Origin of the sequence: Aequorivita capsosiphonis DSM 23843, assembly GCF_000429125.1 — a bacterium.
Classification (GTDB): Bacteria; Bacteroidota; Bacteroidia; order Flavobacteriales; family Flavobacteriaceae; genus Aequorivita; species Aequorivita capsosiphonis.
In genome coordinates, this window is record NZ_AUBG01000007.1 from 280,902 (window position 1) to 304,733 (window position 23,832).

22 protein-coding genes, 4 tRNA genes and 1 rRNA gene are annotated in these 23,832 nt (G+C 38.7%); 14 read left to right on the forward strand and 13 right to left on the reverse strand.

All coding sequences use genetic code 11. The features are described from left to right. Nucleotides 1–55: 55 nt before the first annotated feature. Nucleotides 56–958 (reverse strand): MerR family transcriptional regulator, encoded by a 903-nt coding sequence (locus tag G440_RS0107630; protein WP_026450766.1) that lies wholly within the window; start codon nt 956–958, stop codon nt 56–58. Nucleotides 959–1,201: 243 nt separating this feature from the next. Between G440_RS0107630 and G440_RS0107635 the strand changes: the two genes are divergently transcribed. Then, on the forward strand, nt 1,202–1,453 hold the full coding sequence (locus G440_RS0107635; RefSeq protein WP_026450767.1) for a hypothetical protein: 252 nt from the start codon (nt 1,202–1,204) through the stop codon (nt 1,451–1,453). Between the two features lie 87 nt (nt 1,454–1,540). On the opposite strand, the gene G440_RS0107640 is transcribed toward G440_RS0107635, so the two are convergent. Both G440_RS0107640 and G440_RS0107645 read right to left on the reverse strand, forming a co-directional pair. Further along, nucleotides 1,541–1,623, reverse strand: a tRNA-Leu gene (locus G440_RS0107640). Nucleotides 1,624–1,701: 78 nt separating this feature from the next. After that, a tRNA-Lys gene (locus G440_RS0107645) sits at nt 1,702–1,774 on the reverse strand. A gap of 226 nt (nt 1,775–2,000) precedes the next feature. On the opposite strand from G440_RS0107645, the gene G440_RS0107650 reads away from it, so the two are divergent. Next, nucleotides 2,001–2,519: a shikimate kinase gene (locus G440_RS0107650; protein ID WP_026450768.1), complete on the forward strand. Its 519-nt coding sequence runs from the start codon at nt 2,001–2,003 to the stop codon at nt 2,517–2,519. On the opposite strand, the gene G440_RS0107655 is transcribed toward G440_RS0107650, so the two are convergent. Further along, nucleotides 2,511–3,014 (reverse strand): phosphoribosyltransferase family protein, encoded by a 504-nt coding sequence (locus G440_RS0107655; protein ID WP_026450769.1) that lies wholly within the window; start codon nt 3,012–3,014, stop codon nt 2,511–2,513. The two genes, G440_RS0107650 and G440_RS0107655, sit on opposite strands and share 9 nt — an antisense overlap. A 20-nt stretch (nt 3,015–3,034) precedes the next feature. Beyond that, nucleotides 3,035–3,421 carry an RNA-binding S4 domain-containing protein gene (locus tag G440_RS0107660; protein ID WP_026450770.1) on the reverse strand — a complete coding sequence of 129 codons (387 nt, stop codon included), beginning with the start codon at nt 3,419–3,421 and terminating at the stop codon, nt 3,035–3,037. Between the two features lie 79 nt (nt 3,422–3,500). Here G440_RS0107660 and G440_RS0107665 point away from each other — a divergent pair, with 79 nt between their 5' ends. Further along, nucleotides 3,501–4,421 (forward strand): FKBP-type peptidyl-prolyl cis-trans isomerase, encoded by a 921-nt coding sequence (locus tag G440_RS0107665; RefSeq protein WP_245574839.1) that lies wholly within the window; start codon nt 3,501–3,503, stop codon nt 4,419–4,421. A gap of 93 nt (nt 4,422–4,514) precedes the next feature. On the opposite strand, the gene G440_RS0107670 is transcribed toward G440_RS0107665, so the two are convergent. Together G440_RS0107670 and G440_RS0107675 are read right to left on the reverse strand one after the other, a co-directional pair. Beyond that, nucleotides 4,515–5,468, reverse strand: a complete 954-nt coding sequence (locus G440_RS0107670; protein WP_026450772.1) for a transketolase family protein — start codon at nt 5,466–5,468, stop codon at nt 4,515–4,517. Nucleotides 5,469–5,568: 100 nt separating this feature from the next. After that, nucleotides 5,569–6,414: a transketolase gene (locus tag G440_RS0107675; RefSeq protein WP_026450773.1), complete on the reverse strand. Its 846-nt coding sequence runs from the start codon at nt 6,412–6,414 to the stop codon at nt 5,569–5,571. Nucleotides 6,415–6,669: 255 nt separating this feature from the next. On the opposite strand from G440_RS0107675, the gene tgt reads away from it, so the two are divergent. From tgt to dnaB, 5 genes are all read left to right on the forward strand, one after another. After that, nucleotides 6,670–7,800 (forward strand): tRNA guanosine(34) transglycosylase Tgt, encoded by a 1,131-nt coding sequence (gene tgt, locus G440_RS0107680; RefSeq protein WP_026450774.1) that lies wholly within the window; start codon nt 6,670–6,672, stop codon nt 7,798–7,800. 1 nt (nt 7,801) lies between these two features. Then, nucleotides 7,802–8,881 (forward strand): LptF/LptG family permease, encoded by a 1,080-nt coding sequence (locus G440_RS0107685; RefSeq protein WP_034259167.1) that lies wholly within the window; start codon nt 7,802–7,804, stop codon nt 8,879–8,881. Next, complete coding sequence (locus tag G440_RS0107690; protein ID WP_026450776.1) at nt 8,868–9,770, forward strand: DMT family transporter; 903 nt, start codon at nt 8,868–8,870, stop codon at nt 9,768–9,770. The genes G440_RS0107685 and G440_RS0107690 overlap by 14 nt, the downstream gene beginning before the upstream one ends. 51 nt (nt 9,771–9,821) lie before the next feature. Then, complete coding sequence (locus G440_RS0107695) at nt 9,822–10,775, forward strand: acetyl-CoA carboxylase carboxyltransferase subunit alpha (protein ID WP_026450777.1); 954 nt, start codon at nt 9,822–9,824, stop codon at nt 10,773–10,775. A gap of 168 nt (nt 10,776–10,943) precedes the next feature. Further along, complete coding sequence (dnaB, locus tag G440_RS0107700; RefSeq protein ID WP_026450778.1) at nt 10,944–12,500, forward strand: replicative DNA helicase; 1,557 nt, start codon at nt 10,944–10,946, stop codon at nt 12,498–12,500. Between the two features lie 86 nt (nt 12,501–12,586). Here the strand turns inward: dnaB and G440_RS0107705 are convergent, their stop codons facing one another. Further along, a complete protein-coding gene (locus tag G440_RS0107705; protein ID WP_026450779.1) occupies nt 12,587–13,177 on the reverse strand; it encodes a porin family protein in 591 nt (196 codons plus the stop codon). A 350-nt stretch (nt 13,178–13,527) separates the two neighbouring features. Between G440_RS0107705 and G440_RS0107710 the strand changes: the two genes are divergently transcribed. The 3 genes from G440_RS0107710 to G440_RS0107720 all read left to right on the forward strand — a co-directional run bounded on the left by G440_RS0107710 (nt 13,528) and on the right by G440_RS0107720 (nt 16,032). Continuing rightward, on the forward strand, nt 13,528–14,712 hold the full coding sequence (locus G440_RS0107710; RefSeq protein WP_034259204.1) for a hypothetical protein: 1,185 nt from the start codon (nt 13,528–13,530) through the stop codon (nt 14,710–14,712). A gap of 82 nt (nt 14,713–14,794) precedes the next feature. Further along, nucleotides 14,795–15,193 (forward strand): transposase, encoded by a 399-nt coding sequence (locus tag G440_RS0107715; protein ID WP_026450781.1) that lies wholly within the window; start codon nt 14,795–14,797, stop codon nt 15,191–15,193. Then, complete coding sequence (locus tag G440_RS0107720; RefSeq protein ID WP_157417888.1) at nt 15,190–16,032, forward strand: IS3 family transposase; 843 nt, start codon at nt 15,190–15,192, stop codon at nt 16,030–16,032. The genes G440_RS0107715 and G440_RS0107720 overlap by 4 nt, the downstream gene beginning before the upstream one ends. Nucleotides 16,033–16,156: 124 nt before the next feature. Here G440_RS0107720 and G440_RS20625 read toward each other — a convergent pair whose 3' ends face one another. From G440_RS20625 to thrS, 5 genes are all read right to left on the reverse strand, one after another. After that, a complete protein-coding gene (locus G440_RS20625) occupies nt 16,157–17,098 on the reverse strand; it encodes an OmpA family protein (protein ID WP_051285219.1) in 942 nt (313 codons plus the stop codon). A gap of 109 nt (nt 17,099–17,207) precedes the next feature. Further along, a complete protein-coding gene (gene rplT / locus G440_RS0107730; protein ID WP_026450783.1) occupies nt 17,208–17,552 on the reverse strand; it encodes a 50S ribosomal protein L20 in 345 nt (114 codons plus the stop codon). Between the two features lie 145 nt (nt 17,553–17,697). Then, complete coding sequence (gene rpmI / locus G440_RS0107735; protein ID WP_026450784.1) at nt 17,698–17,895, reverse strand: 50S ribosomal protein L35; 198 nt, start codon at nt 17,893–17,895, stop codon at nt 17,698–17,700. A gap of 170 nt (nt 17,896–18,065) precedes the next feature. Next, nucleotides 18,066–18,578 (reverse strand): translation initiation factor IF-3, encoded by a 513-nt coding sequence (gene infC, locus G440_RS0107740; RefSeq protein WP_084426654.1) that lies wholly within the window; start codon nt 18,576–18,578, stop codon nt 18,066–18,068. A gap of 58 nt (nt 18,579–18,636) precedes the next feature. Then, nucleotides 18,637–20,583 carry a threonine--tRNA ligase gene (gene thrS, locus G440_RS0107745; protein WP_026450786.1) on the reverse strand — a complete coding sequence of 649 codons (1,947 nt, stop codon included), beginning with the start codon at nt 20,581–20,583 and terminating at the stop codon, nt 18,637–18,639. Nucleotides 20,584–21,707: 1,124 nt separating this feature from the next. On the opposite strand from thrS, the gene G440_RS0107755 reads away from it, so the two are divergent. The 3 genes from G440_RS0107755 (at nt 21,708) to G440_RS0107765 (ending at nt 23,770) form a co-directional block, all read left to right on the forward strand. Then, nucleotides 21,708–23,234: ribosomal RNA gene (locus tag G440_RS0107755) — 16S ribosomal RNA — on the forward strand. Nucleotides 23,235–23,395: 161 nt separating this feature from the next. Continuing rightward, nucleotides 23,396–23,469, forward strand: a tRNA-Ile gene (locus G440_RS0107760). Between the two features lie 224 nt (nt 23,470–23,693). Further along, nucleotides 23,694–23,770 (forward strand) — tRNA-Ala (locus G440_RS0107765). Nucleotides 23,771–23,832: the final 62 nt, after the last annotated feature.

Below are 23,832 nucleotides of genomic sequence, written 5' to 3' on the forward strand. Positions count from 1 at the left end.
TAAGAGAAGTTTACTTTAATTTTGAAGTAACTAAAGAACCGTAAATTGTTGAAAATCAATTTTTATGTTTCTTTTCCACTTCACCTAAGAAATGTTTTATTTCTTGAAAGAACTTAACATTTTTTGTGTTTTTAGTATTTCCACCTGATTTGTGGCCTAAAACCCAAAGTTCACAATCCCCTTTGGAACACACCTCATTTTGAAAGTCCTTTAGATATTTTTGAAGGTTATCATTTTCTGGTTGTACCGTAAAGTAGGTTACGAATATTACTTTTGTTTTCGTCTTTAACACGTGAACTAAGCTTTCCAAAGGAATATTGGGGCCTAAAAAAATAGTAGGGAGCCCGGCGGAAAGAAGTTCGTAATTGGCGTATAAGAGACCAATTTCGTGCATTTCTTTATAGGGGAGGTAGAGGGCAAAGATTTGTTTATTATCTTCAGTAGTTTCTATATTCGGTGGTTCCGAAAATCTAATGATAGTGTGTTTTATTTTTTCTGAAATGAAATGCTCGTGCGAAGGATCAATAGTTCCGGAATGCCACAGAATGCCCATTTCATTAAGAAGCGGGATAAATACTTCTGTAAATATTTCAGAAAAGGATTTTTTTTCTAAGAGTTTTTTTAGTGTCTCATCAAATAGCTTCCCGTCAAATTCAAACATAGCCGATTTAAATATATTCAGCATATATTCAGAATCGAGGCCGTTTATATTTTTTTTGATTAAGGCTTGAATCTGTGCTGCATCTAAACTTGCCAGCTTTGATATTTTATGTCCAGCATTGTAGAGGTAGGCAATGTTCAGTAGCTTTTTTAGATTTTCGAGGTCGTATTTTCTGATGTTAGTATCAGTACGGTCGGGCTCAAGAAGATTGTAGCGTTTCTCCCAAATCCTAATGGTGTGGGCTTTCACGTTAGAAAGGTTTTCGAGATCCTTTATGCCAAATTGAGTTCTGACCACAGAATTTTCTTTTTAGAATTAATGGGTTAAAGTAATAAAAAGAAGTGAGACTGTTTATAAAAAAAATAATTTCTTTAAACACATTTAGCTATTTCTAGCTACGAAGTAAATTAGAATTGATCCCATCTTCAGGAGTAAATCTTTATTGAATTAAATTAGGTCGGAAATGATCCGTTTTTACTGGTCACAGCTTTAGCGAATATAGTGTTCTACATTGCCAGCTAACATTAAATTAATTTTAATATGTACCAATTATTTCAAGAGGTTTTCGAGCCTCAAATTAAAATCATTTTTATAAAGATGATGGACAATTCAATTTGGTTAAGAATTCCAAACGAGTTGCAATTAGTGGAAAAGTCCGAAATAGTAAAACGCTCTCAGGATCCTAATTACTTAAAAGTGGAAATGGAGAATCTTCTACTGGCATTTGAAAGATTAGAAAAACCAAATGTTACAAAAAGACGACCAATTAATACAGCTCTTGATGGGATGTAAAAATTGATTGCAGCAATTAGTGTTGCTATAATGTTACTCTAGAAAAGAAAAACCCCAGCTAAATAAGGCTTTAGCAGGGTTTTATCGTACCCGGAATGGGACTTGAACCCACACGTCCTGAGGACACATGGCCCTCAACCATGCCTGTCTACCAATTCCAGCACCCGGGTGGATACTTATATGTTATGTTTACACATCGCAGAAAATGTTGTAAACAAAAAAAGTTAAACCGTGGGCTTAACTTTTTGTGACCTGGCTGGGGCTCGAACCCAGGACCACCTCCTTAAAAGGGAGGTGCTCTACCAACTGAGCTACCAGGTCTTCCTTTTTATGCTAGCCTATCTCTTGGTAGGCGGGTGCAAATATACTATCATTAAATTATACTTTCAAAACGAAATTGAATAAAATTTAAAGAAATTTCAAAAACGCTGAAAAACAGGGGGTCACAAATCCATTTTTTACTCTAATTTTGTGGAATGGATGAAAATATTGCAAAATTGGATGTTTTTTCCATTCTTAAATCTCCAAAACTGAACTTTAAAAGGATATGAAAATTGTATTGATAGGCTATATGGGAAGTGGAAAATCGACTGTCGGAAAGAAACTGGCCGAGGTTTTAGGAATTCCTTTTATGGATTTGGACACTGAAATTGAAAAACAGACGAATACTTCTATTTCAGAAATTTTTTCTAAAAAAGGAGAAATCTATTTTAGAAGAATCGAAAGTGAAGTCTTAAAAAAACTTCTCTCGCAGTCTGAGAGTTACGTTCTGGCTACTGGTGGTGGTACACCCTGCTATGGAGATAACATGGCCTTTATGACGAAAGCAGACCTGATGACGATATATTTAAAAACGCCTCTTGACGTTTTAACCTCTAGGCTGTTTCTTGAAAAAGAAAGCAGACCCTTATTGGCACATCTAAAAACACGGGATGATCTGAATGACTTTCTTAGAAAGCATCTTTTTGAAAGAGTTTATTATTACAACCAATCGAAGTATGTGGTTGAAACTATACCTGAAAACATAGAAGAAACGGTGGAGAAGATAGTTTTAAAACTATTCTAAGATTGCTCTATCGTTATTTTTTTCGAAAATGACTGACACGTTCTCGTTTAATGAAGTTGAAAGCGAAATCCCTTTAAAATCGGCTTTAATAGGATACTTTTTATGATTCCTATCTACTAAGACAGCTGTTTTAAATTGCTTTAAAGGAACTTCCAAGAAATGCTTCACGGCGTATATAAGCGTGGTTCCCGAATGAAGAACATCATCTACCAAAAGAATGGATTTGTTTTTGTATTCATCTTCTTTCAGCGAGGTGCTAACTCCTTTTATCGGATTTTTTTTATCGATAACCACTTCGCAGAGTAAAACCTTTATTGGAGAAATTTTTTCCAACTCCAATTTTATCTTTTTAGCAAGAATAAAGCCATTGTCCAAGATACCAGCTATTACAACCATCTTTTCATCTACATTAGTTTCATAGATTTGATATGCAATACGCTTTATTTTGTGGGCTATTTCTTTTTTGTCTAGAATTACGGTATTTGTTTCTTGCATCTGACGTTTTTTAAATGGTTTTATACTTCGTTTTCGTCATCGGTAGATTCGGTAAAATCGTCCAAATCTCTTCTGTCTTTTTTTGTAGGCCTGCCAACCCCTTTTTTTCTGTAATAGGTTTTGGCATATTGCAACATTTCATTCGTTTCAAAAGCTTCTTTGGGAGTAGCGTCCTTTCGGTAAAGATCGACCAGTTTTGCGCCAACTCTACTTGGGGGAAGATCCAAAACTTCTATTTGATAGTTTATCTGATTCTTTCGTAAGGTAATATTATCACCCGGATAAACATCGCGAGAGGGTTTAACAATATCGCCATTTACGCGAACCGAACCTTTCTTACAAGCTTGGGTAGCTATGCTTCTGGTTTTAAAATACCGAATACACCATAAATATTTATCAATCCTCATATTATTACCCTAAAAACAAAGTTAATGTGGTGTGCAAAAATAGTGGAAAATTGTATCTTGCGGCCTCAAAAACCTAATGATGATGAAAATTAAATACGGATTTGCACTTTTAATTGTAATGCTTGTTGTTACAGTTTCCTGTAAAAAGGATGATGATGATGGGCCGGCGCCGATCCCCCCAAGAGATCGTGGAGAAGAAGCTATTCGGGCTCAAGCAGAAATTGAAGCGTTCCTAGAAACGCATTTCTATAATTACGAAGATTTTGATGCTGATCCAAATAACTTCAAAATAAAGTTCGATACCATTGCTGGCGAAAACGCCTCAAAAACGCCTTTGATTGAGCAAGTTACTTCTAAGGTTGTTAATGATATTTTCGATACAGATGTTGATTATAAACTATATCTTCTAAAAGTGCGTGAAGGTGGAGGAGAACGGCCGCATTTTTCTGACTATACAACAACTACCTATGATGGTAGGTTGATGAATTTAGATTTGTTTGATAGCTCTGTGATTCCGATTAAACTAAATCTTGTGAATGGAAAATCGGCACAAGAGGTAGGGGTCATACGAGGGCTCCAGCAAGCTTTAATAGAATTTAAAGGCGCGGTTGGCGAACCTATAACAAATCCTGACGGTACCTTGTCTTTCGAGGATTTTGGAATTGGAGCGGTGTTTATACCATCTGGCCTGGGTTATTTCCAGTCTTCTCGCGGTGATCTAGACGCTTATGGTCAACTTATTTTCTCTTTTCAGTTATTTGCTTCCGAAGTAGCAGATCACGACGGAGACGGTATTCCATCATATATGGAAGACCTGAACAACAATCAATATTTGTTTGATGATGATACCGACGGAAACGGATTGCCAAATTATTTAGACAACGACGATGATGGAGATGGCAGACTCACTAAGTTCGAAATTGAAATAATTGATGGTGAAATTTTCTTTCCAGATACCAATGGAAACGGTACTCCAGATTATTTGGATGATACGATTTAAGATCTTTCGAAATTAGATTAACAGTATTAAAAAAGCCCCACTCAGTTTGAGATTGGGGCTTTTTTGTGTTTTAACTTGTAACGAATTCCTGCTTTACTTACGCGCCGTTACTTTAGTTACAGCATTTACAATTGCCGCAGCGTTTAGGCCGTATTTATCCATTAGCTGCTCTGGAGTTCCAGATTCTCCAAAAGTGTCTTGAGTAGCTATAAATTCTTGCGGAGCTGGATGCTGAGTAGATAGCAGTCTTGCTACGCTTTCTCCTAGTCCCCCTAAAAAGTTATGCTCTTCAGCAGTGACAACGCAACCTGTTTTTTTAACGCTCTTGATAATTGCTTCAGCATCAAGAGGCTTTATGGTGTGGATGTTTATTACATCTGCTGTTACTCCATTTTCATTTAAGGTTTTGGCAGCTTCTAGTGCTTCCCACACTAAATGTCCAGTTGCAACAATAGTAACGTCTGTACCTTCCTGAAGTTGAACAGCCTTTCCAATTTGAAAGTTTTGGTCTGCTGGAGTAAAATTCGCCACTTTTGGTCTTCCAAAACGAAGGTAAACCGGTCCTTCAAAATCGGCAATAGCAATAGTTGCTGCTTTTGTTTGATTGTAGTCACAAGTGTTGATAACAGTCATTCCTGGAAGCATCTTCATCAAACCAATGTCTTCAAGAATTTGATGGGTTGCTCCATCTTCACCTAAAGTCAAACCAGCGTGAGATGCACAGATCTTCACATTTTTACCGCTATATGCCACGCTTTGTCTAATTTGATCATAAACTCTTCCCGTGGAAAAATTGGCAAAAGTTCCGGTAAAAGGAATTTTTCCTCCAATGGTCATCCCTGCTGCCATCCCAATCATATTTGCTTCAGCAATCCCAACCTGAAAGAAACGCTCCGGATGATTTTCCTTGAATTCGTCCATTTTTAAAGAACCGGTAAGGTCTGCACAAAGTGCGACAACATCTTTGTTTTTCTTTCCGAGTTCTGTAAGTCCGTCACCGAACCCTGAACGTGTATCTTTTTTGCCTGTATCTGTATATTTTTTCATAAGCCTCCCCAACCCCTCCTAAGGAGGGGCTTCTGACGGGTTTGAATTTAAATTAGTTGTTTCATTTTAGTAGGTGTTCCCCTTTCGGGGGTTAGGGGGACTAATAATCTCCCAAAGTCACTGGGTTTTGTGAAAGCGCATCTTCCAGTTGTTGGTCGTTTGGCGCTTTTCCGTGCCAAGCGTGAGTGTGCATCATAAAATCAACTCCGTTACCCATTACTGTATGTAGTAATACGCAGACTGGTTTTCCATTACCTGTCTTTTCCTTGGCTTTTTTCATTCCGGAAATAATAGCTTTTAAATCATTCCCTTTTTCAATATCCATCACATCCCAACCAAAAGCTTCAAATTTTGCCTTTACATTTCCCATGGGAAGTACATGGTCAGTGGAACCGTCAATTTGCTGGCCGTTTAAATCAACACTTACTATTAGATTGTCAACTTTATTTCCGGCAGCATACATAATTGCTTCCCAGTTTTGACCTTCCTGTAATTCGCCATCCCCACAGAGTGTATAAACCAAATGGGTGTCCTTATTGAGTTTTTTGGTCAAGGCTGCGCCAATGGATGCGGAAATACCTTGACCCAAAGAACCTGAGGCAATGCGAATACCAGGTAAGCCTTCATGAGTAGTTGGGTGTCCTTGTAAACGAGAGTTTAAGAGGCGGAACGTGTTTAATTCTTCTACTGGAAAATATCCGGATCTTGCTAGTACACTGTAAAAGACTGGTGAAATATGTCCGTTCGAAAGAAAGAAAAGATCCTCATTCTTCCCGTCCATGGTAAAATCGTCATTGCGTTCCATCAGTTCGTTATAGAGTGCTACGAAAAATTCGGCACAACCTAGTGATCCTCCTGGATGCCCGGAATTTACTTTGTGTACTTGTCTTAAAATATCTCTTCGAACTTGAATTACCAAATCCTCAAGTGCTTTATAATCTGCCATAATTTATTTTGATTTTCGAGTCCAAAAGTAAGGTATTAGGTAAGCTGCACAAAGAAGAACGCTATGCTTTTATTAACGATTTAATCGTTTTGTTAACATAGTTGCTGGAAGACGGATGTTAAAAATCCAACAAGATTCTGTCTTCTGTCGTAGTGCATCCTTCTTCCATCATCAAACATCGAAAATTTTGTCTTTTGGAATTTGGGTTTTGGAATTTATTTAAAGTTATCTTTGCCGCTCAATAAAAATTGCTGAATGCACTTTAAATTAGAAGCCACAGATAAACAAAGCAGTGCACGCGCTGCGACAATCACTACAGATCACGGAGTGATTGAAACACCTATTTTTATGCCTGTTGGCACTGTAGCATCCGTAAAAGGTGTACACCAACGCGAACTGAAAGAAGACATTAATCCTGATATTATTCTAGGGAATACCTATCATTTATATCTCAGGCCCAAAACACCAATTCTTGAAAAAGCGGGTGGGCTTCATAAGTTTATGAACTGGGATCGTAATATCTTAACTGATAGTGGCGGATACCAAGTTTATTCACTTTCGGCCAACAGAAAGATTAAGGAGGAAGGGGTAAAGTTTAAGAGTCATATAGATGGGAGCTATCACGTTTTCACACCAGAGAATGTTATGGAAATTCAACGCGTAATTGGCGCTGACATTATTATGGCTTTTGATGAATGTGCCCCATACCCTTGCGACTACAATTATGCAAAACGATCTATGCATATGACGCATCGTTGGTTGGATCGCTGCATAAAGCATTTAGAGAAAACACCTTTAAAATACGATTACGGTCAAACTTTTTTCCCTATTGTTCAAGGAAGTACCTATAAAGATTTACGGAAGCAATCTGCTGAATATATTGCTTCAGTAGGGGCGGAAGGGAACGCGATTGGTGGACTTTCGGTAGGTGAACCTGCGGATGAAATGTATGAAATGACTTCTATTGTTACAGAAATACTTCCGAAGGATAAACCGCGATATTTAATGGGTGTTGGAACTCCAGTAAATATTTTGGAGAATATAGCTTTAGGAATTGATATGTTTGACTGTGTTATGCCAACAAGAAACGGCAGAAATGGTATGCTTTTTACTTCTGAAGGAATAATCAATATTAAAAATAAAAAGTGGGAAGCCGATCTTTCGGCAATTGATCCAATGGGGATTACTTGGGTAGATACTGATTATAACAAGGCTTATCTTCGCCATTTATTTACGGTAAATGAAATGTTAGGAAGGCAAATAGCCACCATTCACAATCTTGGATTCTATTTGTGGTTGGTTAGGGAAGCAAGAAAACATATCTTAGCAGGTGATTTTACCGAATGGAAAAACAGGATGGTAAAAAAGTTAGCTCAAAGATTATAGAATGCTCAGCATACTTGATAGATACATACTTCGAAAATATTTGGGCACCTTCACGCTCCTTTTATTGCTATTTATCCCTATCGGTATCACCGTTCACCTAGCCGAAAAGATTGATAAAATTCTGGAGAATGAAGTTCCTTTAACTGAGGTTCTAATATATCTCTACCATTTCACCATCTATTTCGCCAATCTTTTATTTCCACTATTTCTATTTTTATCGGTAATATGGTTCACTTCAAAATTGGCCAATGATACCGAGATCATTGCTTTTCTAAGTAGCGGGGTTTCTTATTATAGATTTCTTCGTCCATATATAATAGGTGCAACAATTGTGTGTATTGCCGCACTTGTTTTTAGCATGTATCTGGCACCCAAGGCGAGTAAAGGGTTTAATGAGTTTTCATACACCTATCTTAAAAAAGGAAAAAAAGATAGAGACCAAAGTAATGTTTACACCCAGATTAATAAGAATGATTATATTTATGTAAGCTATTTTAATGTGAAGGAAAAAATAGGGAGTAATTTTACCTTGGAGCATTTTGAGGGTAATAAAATGACCTATAAAATTTCTGCGTCCCAGATTAAATTTATAGAAAAGGACAGTACCTATTCACTATATAAGTATAGTAAAAGAAAAATAGGAGAGCGGGATGATATCTTGGAGACAAAACCGAAACTGGATACGGTGTTCGCATTCGATATGGAAGATTTAACCCCTGTAACCTACATTGCAGAAACCCTTAATTTTACCGAGCTCAATGATTTTATTAAAAAAGAAAAGGCACGTGGATCTTCCTATATCAATCGATACGAAGTTGTGCGCTATAAACGTTGGAGTTTACCCGTTTCCGCATATATATTAACCATTATTGCCGTAGCGGTTTCTTCGGTCAAAAGAAGGGGAGGCATGGGCGTTAACCTCGCTATAGGTATTAGTGTTGGGATGGTTTATATTTTCTTTGACAAGGTTTTTGGTACTATGGCAGAACAAAGTGATTTCTCTCCATTTCTAGCAACCTGGTTTCCAAATTTTGTATTCGCAATATTGGCAATTTATTTATTGAGAAATGCGAAACGATAAGCTTCTAAATTATCTCCATCTACATTTTATAATATTCATCTGGGGGTTTACAGCGGTTTTGGGCGCATTAATCTCTTTGGAAGCCATTCCATTGGTTTGGTACCGAATGTTGCTTGCAACGCTCCTGATTTTTATCTTTTTAAAATTCAGAAAGGAAAACCTGAAATTTACTTTTAAGGCCTTAATGGGTTTTGCCTTAGCAGGAATTATAATAGCCATGCATTGGCTCACATTTTTTGGAGCAATTAAAGCTTCAAATGTTTCCGTTACTTTAGCCGTAATTTCAACAGGTGCTTTTTTCGCTTCACTCTTGGAGCCCCTTATATACGGGAGAAAAATAATTCTCTACGAAGTATTATTCGGACTTGTAGTTGTGGCTGGACTTTATGTTATTTTTGACGTAGACTCTTCTTATACATTCGGAATTGTACTTGCGCTGATTTCCGCATTTTTGAGCGCTCTTTTTTCAGTAATAAATGGGAAGTTTGTGCTAAAGCATAAAGCCTCGGCAATTTCCTTTTACGAATTGATGTTTGGAGTTTTGGGAATTACCATATATTTGGCATTTACAGGAAACTTCACCGCTGATTTTTTTACAGTTTCAACGAATGATTGGATATATCTTGTAATTTTGGCGTCGGTTTGTACGGCTTATGCCTTTATTGCTTCCATACACGTGATGAAATGGATAAGTCCTTATACCGTTATGCTAACCATTAATATGGAACCGGTGTATGGTATTCTCTTGGCCCTTATTATTTTGGGCGATTCAGAGAATATGAGTCCGCAATTTTATTATGGCGCGGGAATCATTCTGCTTACGGTAATTGCCAATGGCATTATAAAAATTACGCAAGAAAGAAAACGACGAAGATTGACTAACACCTAAAACAAAATTTTATCTTTGTAGATTAACTGCTACGAAAATAAGGAATAAATTATGGAATATCTTGATTTTGAACTCCCTATAAAAGAATTGCAAGAGCAATTTGAAAAGGCCTGCCTTATTGGCCAAGAAAGTGATGTTGATGTAAGCAACACTTGTAAACAGATTGAAAAAAAGCTGAAAGACACCAAAAGGGATATTTATAAAAACCTTACACCCTGGCAACGTGTCCAGCTTTCGCGTCACCCAGATCGTCCTTACACCATGGATTATATTAACGCCATTTGTGGGGAATCATTTTTAGAGCTCCATGGAGACCGTGGTTTTAAAGATGATAAGGCAATGGTGGGTGGCCTTGGAAAAATTGGAGATCAAAGTTTTATGTTTTTGGGGCAGCAAAAAGGCTACAACACAAAAACACGCCAGTTTAGAAACTTTGGAATGGCGAATCCAGAAGGATATCGAAAAGCACTTCGATTAATGAAATCTGCAGAGAAGTTTAATGTGCCTGTGGTATGCTTGATAGATACCCCCGGTGCTTTCCCTGGATTGGAAGCTGAAGAACGTGGACAAGGCGAGGCAATAGCAAGAAATATTTTGGAGATGACCCGTCTTAAAGTGCCTATTATCGTTGTGATTATTGGCGAGGGCGCCAGTGGAGGAGCTTTGGGAATTGGAGTAGGCGATAAAGTTTTAATGCTAGAGAATACGTGGTATTCGGTAATTTCACCCGAAAGCTGTTCCTCCATTCTCTGGAGAAGTTGGGAGTTTAAAGAACAAGCTGCAACAGCGCTAAAACTCACAGCCACAGATATGAAAAAATTGAGTCTGATAGACGAAATTATAAAAGAACCCTTGGGAGGTGCCCACAGCGATCGCGAAAAAACTTTTTCAACCGTTGCTACTGCAATTCAAAAGTATTATGATACATTAAAAATGTTATCCCCAGCCGATTTAGTTAAAAATAGAATGGATAAATATTTGGAAATGGGCGAGTTCAAGGGATAGATCTAACAATAGCTTATCATAACGTAAATCTGAAGTGAGAGCTTCGGATTTTTTTACGGGTTATCAACAATATTTTGGAGTTGTCAACAGTTCAATTGTTGAAGGATGGTTAATATCGAGAGACTAAAAACCATGCCCTCCTCTTAACATTTTATTTACATTCGCTTAATGGAAAAATTAAAACCTCAAACTAGTTATTCAACCCGCTCTTCGCAAGTAATATCGCTTGAAAAAGGTAAGATTCCGCCACAAGCTATTGATTTAGAGGAAGTTGTTCTAGGGGCTTTAATGATCGATAAAAAGGGTGTTGATGAAGTAATTGACATCCTTCATGCGGAGGTTTTCTACAAACAGGCGCACCAACACATATTTGAAGCGATTTACAATCTCTTCGAAAACAGTCAACCAGTAGACTTATTAACCGTTTCCACACAATTAAAGAAACAGGGGAAATTGGATCTGGCAGGCGGTGAGTTTTACCTCATTCAACTTACCCAAAAAGTGTCTTCTTCGGCGCATATTGAGTTCCATGCACGTATTATTCTTCAGAAATATATTCAACGAAGTCTGATTAAAATTTCGAATGAAATAATCGAGGAATCCTATAATGAAGGCACCGACGTTTTTGATCTTTTGGATACGGCAGAAGCCAAATTATATGAAGTAACCCAAGGGAACATTAAACGTTCTTCCGAAACGGCCCAGAACCTTGTAATCCAGGCCAAGAAACGAATCGAAGAAATAGCCAATAAAGAAGGTCTTTCTGGGGTTCCATCTGGATTTGCAAAACTGGATGAACTTACTTCCGGTTGGCAGCCTAGTGATTTGATTATTATTGCTGCACGTCCAGGTATGGGTAAAACAGCACTAACGCTTTCCATGGCCCGAAATATGGCTGTAGAGCACAATATACCTGTAGCATTTTTCTCTTTGGAAATGTCTTCAGTACAACTTATAACACGACTTATTTCTTCAGAAACTCAATTGAGCTCGGAAAAATTGCGAACTGGAAATCTCGAAAAACATGAATGGGAACAGTTAAACGTAAAGGTGAAAGGGCTTGAAAAAGCACCACTTTTTATAGATGATACCCCTTCGCTTTCAATTTTTGATCTACGTGCTAAGGCGAGAAGGCTTTCTTCCCAACACGGCATTAAGCTTATAATTGTAGATTACCTGCAATTGATGACTGCCGGTGGAAGCCAAAAAGGAGGAAACCGTGAACAAGAGATTTCCACTATTTCACGTAATTTAAAAGCTTTAGCGAAGGAATTAAGTGTCCCTGTAATTGCGCTTTCTCAACTTTCTCGTGCTGTTGAAACCCGTGGGGGGAGTAAGAGACCATTGCTGTCAGATCTACGTGAATCTGGGGCAATTGAGCAGGATGCGGATATTGTTTCCTTTATTTATCGCCCGGAATATTATAAAATTGATGAATGGGATGATGATGAACACACCCCAACTGCAGGTCAAGCTGAGCTTATAATAGCAAAACACCGTAATGGTGGCCTGGATGAAATACGTCTGAAATTCGTTGGTAATTTAGGTAAGTTTGAAAACCTCGATACTTTTGATTCGGGTCCTACTGAAATTCATTCTAGAATGAATGATGCTGCCAATGACGATACGTTTAAAACAAAAAATTTACCATCTGCAAATGAAGCTTTCGGCAGTTCCATGAATGACGATTTCTCTGAAGGAGATGAAAATGATGTACCTTTTTAAGTAGCAGGCTTAAATGTGAATGTATTAAAAAAAGAAAAAGGGCGGAAAAATTTTCCGCCCTTTTTCAATTTATGTTTTATTAATCATTAGAACATGTAACCCAAACCTGCTGAAAATACTGAGGTGTGAATACTATTGTCTTTAATTAAATCTGAAAAACCGTAGGAATATCTTCCTTGAAGGAATAAGCCATTATTGAATTTATACTCAAGCCCTGCTGTTCCTTGAAAGTCGAAAGTCTTTAGACTGTCAGTGTCAAGTTCAGTTTCAATATTAGCAGAGTCATAGTCCACTTTTTCGTTTACTTTAAACCCGAATTGCGGACCGGCGGCTACACTTAGGCCTTCTACTATGTAAAACTTAGCTAATAAAGGTACTTGAATATAATCTGCTTTATATTCCACTTTTTCATCAATCAAAGGGATATCCTGCTCAAAACCTTGACCTGAATAAAATACCTCTCCTTGTAATGAGAAGCGTTCATGCAATGGAAGTTCTGCAACTAGACCTGCATAAAAATTTGTTCTGCTATCAGGGGAATCAAAATCATCATTTGAAGTGATATTAGCGAAGTTTACACCTCCTCTAACACCAAAGTCAACCTCTGTTTTATCTGATTGGGCAGTAGCTGCAGCAATACCAAAAAAGCTTGCTACAATTAAAAATGTCGTTTTCATATCTTGTTTTTTTATTGTTATTTGATGCAAAGCTATGACGCATGAAGTCATTGAGAATAGGGTTTAAGCAAACTTTAGCTTTTGGAAATTTAAAATATTTCCGCAATATATTTGCTATCAGATAGTTTCCTCTTTTTTTAACTCTTATTAATTTTTTTTAACCATTTTTTGATCAAAATACCAGGTTTTTTTTGGCACTGAAAATATCTCTTAGATTGACCGAAATAGTTTTCCATCAACTGTCTGGCTTAAAATTTGTTACTATCTTTGAAGTTATGATCAAGAAACTTTCCTTCCTGTTTTTGTTTTTATTTTCAATAAATGCTTTTGCAGCTTACATTCTAGTACCAATGGATGCCGAAAGTCAAAAAGAGCACCTAAAAGCATACGGAGTTACGTATTGGGTCTTGGAAAAAAACCAAAAAGTAAAATGGCTGCTCAATTACCGAGGTGGCTCTTTTCTCATGCCAGATTCACCCGAAACGCAAAGAGAATGTCAGCTTCGTGGAGTTTCTTTTGAAGTGATTTCCGATAGTAAAACCGAGCAAATCCTCACAGATATAAGTAGTCCATCAAAAAATATGGATGCTGTGGTTTTGGAGAAAGCGCCAAGAATTGCAGTTTATTCTCCTAAGAGTAATCTTCCGTGGGACGACGCCGTGACGATGGTTTTAACGTACGCAGAGATTCCATATACCACCATTTATGACGAGGAAGTGTTGGGAGATCAGTTAATTTTATACGATTGGTTGCACTTACATCACGAGGATTTTACAGGACAATATGGAAAATTTTACCGGGCATATCGTTCTACACCTTGGTATATTGAAGAGAAAAATAAAGCCGAAGCCTTAGCCGCGAAGATGGGGTTCAATAAAGTTTCAGAAGAAAAATTAGCCGTTGCAAAGAAAATCCGAGATTATGTAATTGGCGGGGGCTTTATGTTCGCTATGTGTAGTGCAACGGATAGTTTTGATATCGCGCTTTCTGCCGAAGGAGTTGATATTTGTGAACCAATGTTTGACGGAGATCCGAGTGAACCAAATTATCAAAACAAAATAGATTACGGTAGGACATTCGCATTTACAGATTTTATACTGGAACGTAGCCCGATGGTTTATGAGTTTTCCAGCATTGATACTACTGATAAACGAAGAGTTCCAAAGGAAAGTGATTATTTCACATTAATGGATTACTCTGCAAAGTGGGATCCCATTCCAACCATGTTGTGTCAAAATCACACTTCTTTGGTCAAAGGATTTATGGGGCAAACTACTGCTTTCGAGAGAGATCAAGTAAAGGCAAACGTGCTGGTTATGGGAGAAAACAAAACCAATGGAGAAGCACGCTATGTTCACGGAATAAAAGGAAAGGGATTTTTCACTTTCTACGGTGGTCACGACCCCGAAGATTATCAACATAGAGTAGGGGATGCCCCCACGGAATTGGCGCTGCACCCAAAATCCCCTGGGTACCGACTTATTTTGAATAACGTATTATTTCCTGCTGCAAAGAAGAAAAAGCAGAAGACTTAAAAAGGACGGAGGACGGATGATTGATGACAGATGTTGATTGTACGTCCCTGATATAGGTTGACCACTTAAAGCGTGGAAAACTATGAAAGCAAATGTTCGAAAGTTGCGCAAGCAGCGTAAATACTCAGAGGACTTTAAAAAAAGGATCGTTGCAGATTTTGAAAGTGGTAAGTTCAGTGTTTTACAGTTGGAGAAGCTGCACGGGATCAGAAATTCGATAATTTATAGATGGATTTATAAATTCTCTACCTTTAACGAGAAAGGATTTAGAATTGTAGAGATGAAAGACAGCAGCAATCAAAAAATGAAGGAGCTCGAAGCCCGTGTAAAAGAGCTGGAAAGCGCCGTTGGCCGTAAACAGATCAAGATCGATTATCTGGAGAAGATGATGGAGATTGCCAAGGATGAACTTGACATCGATATTAAAAAAAACTTCGGCACCCCACAATCAACTGGTTCCGGAAAAACAAACAAAAAATGAGTTTTTCCCTGAACAGTCTCTATAAAGAAGCCGGTCTGACTAAGCAGGCCGTTGCCCAGTACGATGCGCGGCAAGAGATCTTTGATAGCAAAACAGCACAGCTGGTCCTTGAAGCAGACGAACTGCGGGAGGACCATCCAGGTTGTGGGGTGGAGAAAATGTACTATACACTTAACCCTGACTTTATTGGAAGGGATCGGTTTATAGAACTTATGATGGAACTGGGATATCGATTGAAGCATAAAAAGAATTATAGAAGAACGACAATCGCTTCAAAAATCTATTGGCCCAACCTTATAAAAGGAATGGAAATTGACCGTCCATCAATGGTATGGCAGTCCGATATCACCTATATGCCCATTGGAGACAGGCACTATTATGCAGTCTTTATAATAGATGTCTATACCAAGAAAATCGTAGGCTACAAGGTCTCTGACAATATGAGGGCACAGGCAAATATGGATGCTTTGAATATGGCTCTGAGTGAAAACGATGCCCCACTGATACACCATAGTGACAGAGGAAGTCAATATACTTATAAAGAGTACATAAGTCTTTTAAAGAACAATGGAAGCCAGATAAGCATGGCACTCTCCGCACAGGACAATGCCTATGCCGAGCGTATCAACAGAACCATAAAAGAAGAGTACCTAGACCACTGGAAACCTAAGGACTTTGGTCAATTAAAAAGGATGACGGCAAAAGCCGTAAAGAATTATAACAACAAAAGATTGCATAATAACAATGACAGAATGAGCCCTGAAAAGTTCATAACCCAATTTTCTTTCTTGAGGCCTCAAGAAAGAAAATTGATGACTATTTTTAACAATGAAAATTAATTAATAACAGTCAACTCTAATCAGGGAAGTTCAGATAAAAATAGAAATGAAAAACTCAAACAACCTTCAAATTGAGAAAGTTCTCACCACTCACTTCTAAAATCTCACCTCTCAAATCTAAAATCTATTCCAAGCCTTCATAATAATCTCTAGGTGGTAAAACAGTAATTTCCACCCTTCTGTTTTGTTGTTTGTGTTCGTCGGTATCATTTGGAACCCGCGGTTTGCTTTCTCCGTAGGGTATAACTTCATATTCATAAAGCGCGTTTTCGCCGAATATTTCGATAAGTCTATTTTTTACTGAAATACTTCTGTTTTTCGAAAGCTCCATATTGTATATTTCTTCGCCATCACTGTCTGTGTGCCCTTCAATATATAGGGTTGCTTTGTCTATTTTCTGAATGTTTTTGACCAAGGAGTCAAGGCTTTTTTCTGCGGTGTCTTTAATATCATAATTGGCAACATCGAAAAGAACATCAGTGTTTATCGTTAACATCATCACGCTGTTAATTGCCCCAATAGCATCAATATCTGCACCCGCAGTTATACTTCGGCATAATTCTTTTAAATCGATAATTCGAAGAAAGTAAAAAACGGTTTCCTTACTAATATTTTCATCGCTTAAATCTATTGAAGATTTGCCACCTGCTATTCTTCCCGCATAAATCCAGTCAATTCCGTTTTCAGAAATTTCAACTTTTGCAGCTTCTCGGGAAGGACCTACTTCAAAAATATAAAGGTCGTCGCCAGGTAGGTTCATAAAACCATTATCTGTAAATTCAACAGTTAACACTCCGCCACAGCCCAAGGAGAGAAAGTTTGGAGTTTGGTAGTTTTTGTAGTTGGGTTCGTGAAGACATTGCGTGCTATCTCTGTATTTTTTAATAGGAGGTGGGTTTCCAACTTTAAAGTCCACAATTTTATCGGCAAATGAAATTTTTCCCAAGGGAAGGTATACGGATTTGTATCGGTCAACCTTATATAGTTTTCCACTTCCTTGTTGTGCAAAAAGGAAGTTTCCCAATACTAGAAAGAGCATATAGAAGATAAAGTGCGAACGATACATTAAACCTATTTTAAACGAAGATAAGGATTCTGTTCTACCTGAGACTTAAGCATAAAAAAACCGCCTCATTTCTGAAGCGGTTTTTAAGCGAAATAATATTGTTAATGTCTTATTTTACTTGATTTACGATTGCGGCAAAAGCCTCTGGGTGGTTCATAGCTAAATCTGCTAAAACCTTTCGGTTAAGTTCGATTCCGTTAGTTTTTAAACTACCCATAAATTGTGAATAAGACATTCCATGCTGTCTTGCGCCCGCATTAATACGGGTGATCCATAAGGATCTGAAATTTCTCTTTTTTACACGACGGTCACGGTATGAATAAAGCATTGCTTTGTCCACAGCGTTTTTTGCTACCGTCCAAACGTTTTTACGTCTTCCAAAGTATCCTTTGGCTTGTTTAAGAACCTTTTTACGGCGGGCTCTCTTCGCAACTGAATTTACTGATCTTGGCATAATTTTAATGTGTTTTGTAGTAGGCGGTTAAAGTTCAAGGTTTAAGATTCAAAATTCAATATTCTGAACTCATAACTCATAACTCATAACTCTTTTTAGGCGCTACTCCAGGGTTTAAATAATTGTTTTAACCGGTTAAACGATATTACTTCAAACGAAGCATTTGTTTAACATTGCTTTCATCGGCCTTGTGGACTAATCCCATTTTGGTCAATGCTTTTTTACGTTTTTTGCTCTTCTTTGTTAAGATGTGGCTTTTAAACGCATGCTTTCTTTTAATCTTACCGGTACCGGTTAGCTTAAAACGCTTCTTGGCACTGGATTTTGTTTTTTGTTTCGGCATGTTTCCTACTTTATTATTAATTATTTCGCTTATTCGCTCTCCTTCGCTGAAGCTATGGAGAGTTTTTTTTCTATGTTCTCCGTAGTAGCTTAAGCATAGGAGGACTATCAATCCAAATTTTTGGATTCTATTTATTATTCTGTTTTGTACGGACAAGTCGCGACTTGTCCCTACTTCTTCTTAGGTGCGATGAACATAATCATTCGCTTACCCTCGAGTTTTGGCATTTGCTCCACTTTCCCGAATTCTTCCAAATCTCGGGCAAGACGCAACAATAAAATTTCACCTTGGTCTTTATATATGATAGAACGTCCTTTAAAGAAAACATACGCTTTCAATTTAGAACCTTCCTGTAAAAACTTTTCTCCGTGTTTCTTTTTAAACTCGTAATCGTGATCATCCGTATTTGGCCCGAACCTAATTTCCTTGATGGTAACTTTAGTTGCTTTGGCTTTTAGGACTTTTTCGCGTTTTTTCTGCTCGTAAACAAACTTCTTATAGTCTATTACCTTACAAACAGGTGGTTTAGCGTTCGGTGAAATTTCCACAAGATCTAGTTCTTGCTCGTCGGCGATTTCACGTGCTTTTTTTAAAGGGTAAACCCCTACTTCAACATTCTCTCCCACAAGGCGGACTTCTTCAGCACGAATCTTTCCATTGATTCTGTGTTGATCCTCCTTAATTATCCTTGCAGGTCCTCTACTTCTTTTTCTTCGTATTGCTATGGCCTAATATATTTAGTTAAACATTAAATTCTTTCGATTCTTCTTTTATTGTTTTCTGAATCAATTCTGAAAAGGCTTCTGGTGTCATAGTGCCCAAATCGCCTTCCCCGTGTTTACGTACAGAAACCGTTCCATCTTTCTCTTCTTGCTCACCAACAATGAGCATATACGGGATCTTGTTCATTTCAGCTTCCCTGATCTTCTTGCCGATGGTCTCGTTTCTATTGTCAACAAGGGCGCGAATTTCGTCATTCTCAAGCAAATTTAAAACTTTTTGTGAGTATTTTTCATATTTTTCACTTAAAGATAAAATGCTTACCTGTTCTGGCATAAGCCAAAGCGGGAAATTACCGCCGGTATGCTCCAAAAGTATAGCCACAAAACGCTCCATACTTCCGAATGGTGCGCGGTGAATCATTACCGGTCTATGCATTTCATTATCACTGCCTTTGTACTCTAATTCAAATCGTTCAGGAAGGTTGTAGTCTACTTGAATAGTACCTAGCTGCCAGCTTCTGCCAAGCGCATCTTTCACCATGAAATCTAATTTCGGGCCGTAAAAAGCAGCTTCGCCATATTCAATCTTATAGTCGAGTTCTTTTGATTCGGCAGCGCTGATAATTGCTTTTTCGGCTTTATCCCAATTCTCAAGACTTCCAATGTACTTTTCTGGCTTCTCCGGATCGCGTAAAGAAACTTGCGTATAAAAGTTTTCAAAGCCTAAAGACCCAAATACGTAAAGTACCAAATCGATTACTTTTTTGAACTCGTCATCTAACTGATCTGGCATACAGAAGATATGCGCGTCATCCTGAGTAAAACCACGTACCCGAGTTAAACCGTGAAGTTCGCCACTTTGTTCATAACGATATACAGTTCCGAATTCAGCAAAACGTTTTGGCAGATCTTTATAAGACCAAGGTTTACTATTGAAAATCTCGCAGTGGTGCGGGCAGTTCATGGGTTTTAAAAGAAACTCTTCCCCTTCGCTTGGAGTAGTTATAGGTTGAAAACTGTCGGCACCATACTTTTCATAATGACCGGATGTAACATAAAGCTCTTTTTGACCTATGTGCGGCGTTATCACCATTTCATATCCCGCTTTTTTCTGTGCCTTCTTCAAGAAATTTTCAAGGCGTTCGCGCAAGGCGGCTCCTTTTGGTAACCAAAGTGGAAGTCCCTGGCCTACTTTTTGTGAAAATGTAAAAAGTTCTAATTCTTTTCCAAGCTTTCTGTGGTCTCTTTTTTTCGCTTCTTCTAGCAGGTTAAGGTATTCGGTTAAATCTTTCTGCTTCGGAAAACTGATTCCGTAAATTCGAGTAAGTTGTTTGTTTTTTTCATCACCGCGCCAATATGCACCAGCTATACTCATCAACTTAATGGCTTTTACTATTCCGGTATTTGGAATATGTCCTCCACGACAAAGATCTGTAAAGGTATCGTGATCACAGAAAGTTATTGTTCCGTCTTCCAGGTTCTCAATCAATTCAACCTTATACTCGTTGTTTTGTTTCTTGTAGTAGTCTAGTGCATCCGCTTTTGAAGATTCCCGTATGGAGAATTCGTGTTTTCCGCGCGCAATAGTCAGCATTTTGTCTTCAACCTCTTTTAGGTCTTTTTCCGAAATGGTTTTATCTCCAAAATCTACGTCGTAATAAAACCCATTTTCGATAGCTGGTCCAATGCTTAGTTTGATGCCGGGATACAATTCTTCTAGTGCTTGTGCAAGAATATGTGCAGATGAATGCCAAAAGGCTTTTTTGCCTTCGTCGTTGTTCCAGGTATATAGTATAAGATTGCCATCCTCGGCTAGGGGAGTGGTTGTTTCAACAGTTTCCTTATTAAAGGATGCTGAAATCACGTTTCTGGCAAAGCCTTCACTTATGCTTTTGGCCACATCCATTGGTGTAACTCCTGCATCAAAATGTTTTACACTTCCATCTGGTAGGGTAATAGCTATCATATACTGAAAATTTTTAGGGTGCAAAGATACTATTAGTTTCAGCGTTTTGCAATATTGTATAAAGGGTATTCTTAATTATATAATGAAAGGCAGCATAAATAGAAATGGTTTGATCTGTCTATCTCAGTGCTTAGAATAGGATAGGTTAAATATTAAGCTGGAGTCGCCAATGAATCATTAGTTAGTTATAGCTTCCAATCTTCCGGTGCTATTTCGTATTGTATTGAGAATTGTTAAGTATTGTGGTTGTATCTGTGAAGGTGCGTTTAATGTGTGTGAATGGAAGTTTCATTACGGCTAATTTGTCGGAATCGTTATAAGGTATAGGTTTTCAGGGACTTAAGTAATGGATTGGATGAAATGGATGGGAAGGATGATTTGAATTGTTTTTTAGTGCTTGAGAAGCCCGTTTTATAAGGTTTTGCTGGTGATTTTGATATGATCCTTCGTGTTGCGTCTGAAAGTGTATATATATTAAGGTATAAATAGGCGTAATTTAAATTTTAAGCTAAGTATTGTTCATTCAGCCACTTGAATATCCGTTCAAGAATTAATAAAAAAAAAGGCTTATAATAGTTTGTGGGTATTGAAAAGCGTTCTATATTTGCAGCCGCTTAGGATTACAGCTTGTGGGTTGTAGAGCAAGGCGAAACGTTCTTTAAAAATTCTTTTAAACTTTTATTAAAAAAGTATTGTGAGGTTAAAAAAAGGGTTCTATATTTGCACCCGCCTACGGAAGCCGAAGCGTTTTGCGAAGGTTTGCTTAGGGTAACAGCTAGTGTTGTTGAAAAAAGCAAAACGATCTTTAAAAAACTTTTTTAATTTATTTTCACAAAAAGCTTGTGGGTTTAAAAAAGAGTTGTATATTTGCACCCGCTTAGGGAAGCAGGTTATTTAAAAACACGGTGAGAGGCAGTAACAGCAACGGTTCAACTCCGTTCCATCGACAAATTGACTCCTTATAATTATAGGGAAAAGTTCATTGAGATATTGAAATTGACAGCGTAGATTAACATTCGAAAGAATGTTGGTCAACAAAGAAACTAAACTAAGTAAGATTTTCTGAGATTTTTTTGAGAGTCGAGCTCTTACTGAAGTATGGTCGCAATATTATTGAAGATTATACGATGAAGAGTTTGATCCTGGCTCAGGATGAACGCTAGCGGCAGGCCTAACACATGCAAGTCGAGGGGTAGAGAGGAGCTTGCTCCTTTTGAGACCGGCGCACGGGTGAGTAACGCGTATGGAATCTGCCTTGTACAGGGGAATAGCCCAGGGAAACTTGGATTAATGCCCCATAGTATCAATTAACGGCATTGTTTTTTGATTAAAGATTTTATCGGTACAAGATGATCATGCGTACCATTAGCTAGTTGGTGTGGTAACGGCACACCAAGGCTACGATGGTTAGGGGCCCTGAGAGGGGGATCCCCCACACTGGTACTGAGACACGGACCAGACTCCTACGGGAGGCAGCAGTGAGGAATATTGGACAATGGGCGAGAGCCTGATCCAGCCATGCCGCGTGCAGGAAGACGGCCCTATGGGTTGTAAACTGCTTTTACAGAGGAAGAAACACCCCCACGTGTGGGGGCTTGACGGTACTCTGCGAATAAGGATCGGCTAACTCCGTGCCAGCAGCCGCGGTAATACGGAGGATCCAAGCGTTATCCGGAATCATTGGGTTTAAAGGGTCCGTAGGCGGGCAGCTAAGTCAGTGGTGAAAGTCTGCAGCTCAACTGTAGAAATGCCATTGATACTGGTTGTCTTGAATCGTTGTGAAGTGGCTAGAATATGTGGTGTAGCGGTGAAATGCTTAGATATCACATAGAATACCGATTGCGAAGGCAGGTCACTAACAACGTATTGACGCTGATGGACGAAAGCGTGGGGAGCGAACAGGATTAGATACCCTGGTAGTCCACGCCGTAAACGATGGATACTAGCTGTCCGGCACACATTGGTGTGCTGGGTGGCCAAGCGAAAGTGATAAGTATCCCACCTGGGGAGTACGTTCGCAAGAATGAAACTCAAAGGAATTGACGGGGGCCCGCACAAGCGGTGGAGCATGTGGTTTAATTCGATGATACGCGAGGAACCTTACCAGGGCTTAAATGTAGTCTGACAGGAGTGGAAACATTCCCTTCTTCGGACAGATTACAAGGTGCTGCATGGTTGTCGTCAGCTCGTGCCGTGAGGTGTCAGGTTAAGTCCTATAACGAGCGCAACCCCTGTTGTTAGTTGCCAGCGAGTAGTGTCGGGAACTCTAACAAGACTGCCGGTGCAAACCGCGAGGAAGGTGGGGATGACGTCAAATCATCACGGCCCTTACGTCCTGGGCCACACACGTGCTACAATGGCAGGTACAATGGGCAGCCACTGCGCAAGCAGGAGCGAATCCACAAAACCTGTCTCAGTTCGGATCGGGGTCTGCAACTCGACCCCGTGAAGCTGGAATCGCTAGTAATCGGATATCAGCCATGATCCGGTGAATACGTTCCCGGGCCTTGTACACACCGCCCGTCAAGCCATGGAAGCTGGAAGCACCTGAAGTCCGTCACCGCAAGGAGCGGCCTAGGGTGAAGCTGGTAACTGGGGCTAAGTCGTAACAAGGTAGCCGTACCGGAAGGTGCGGCTGGAACACCTCCTTTCTAGAGAAAGACGACCGAATATTCAACAAAGAGACACTCTTATTGAAAAACAAAGGAGTCTTGCTTGGTTTAGCTGTCAATTTTATAATATTATGGTCAACAGGTACAGTGTCAGTGTCACAACTGATTACTGAACACTGAACACTGAAGACTTTTTTTAAAGTCTCATAGCTCAGCTGGTTAGAGCGCTACACTGATAATGTAGAGGTCGGCAGTTCGAGTCTGCCTGAGACTACAAAAAAAGTAAGCAGTCACAGTTTACAGTGCGCAGTTTAACTGCATACTGCAATTGCTACTGAATACTAACAAATATTTCCTCGGAAATATACGTTCATAAAACACATATTGGATTACACCTTGCTTAAAGCTCCGGTGTATGAAGAGGAAATTTTAGAAGTTGGGATACCTATCCTTTTTGGAATTTGGAATTTTAGAATTTTGGAATTTCATTTAAGAAATGGGGGATTAGCTCAGCTGGCTAGAGCGCCTGCCTTGCACGCAGGAGGTCATCGGTTCGACTCCGATATTCTCCACCATTTTTTCTTCTTCGGAAGTAAATACGTTCATTAATTACATATTGAAACAGAGTTTTGGCCAT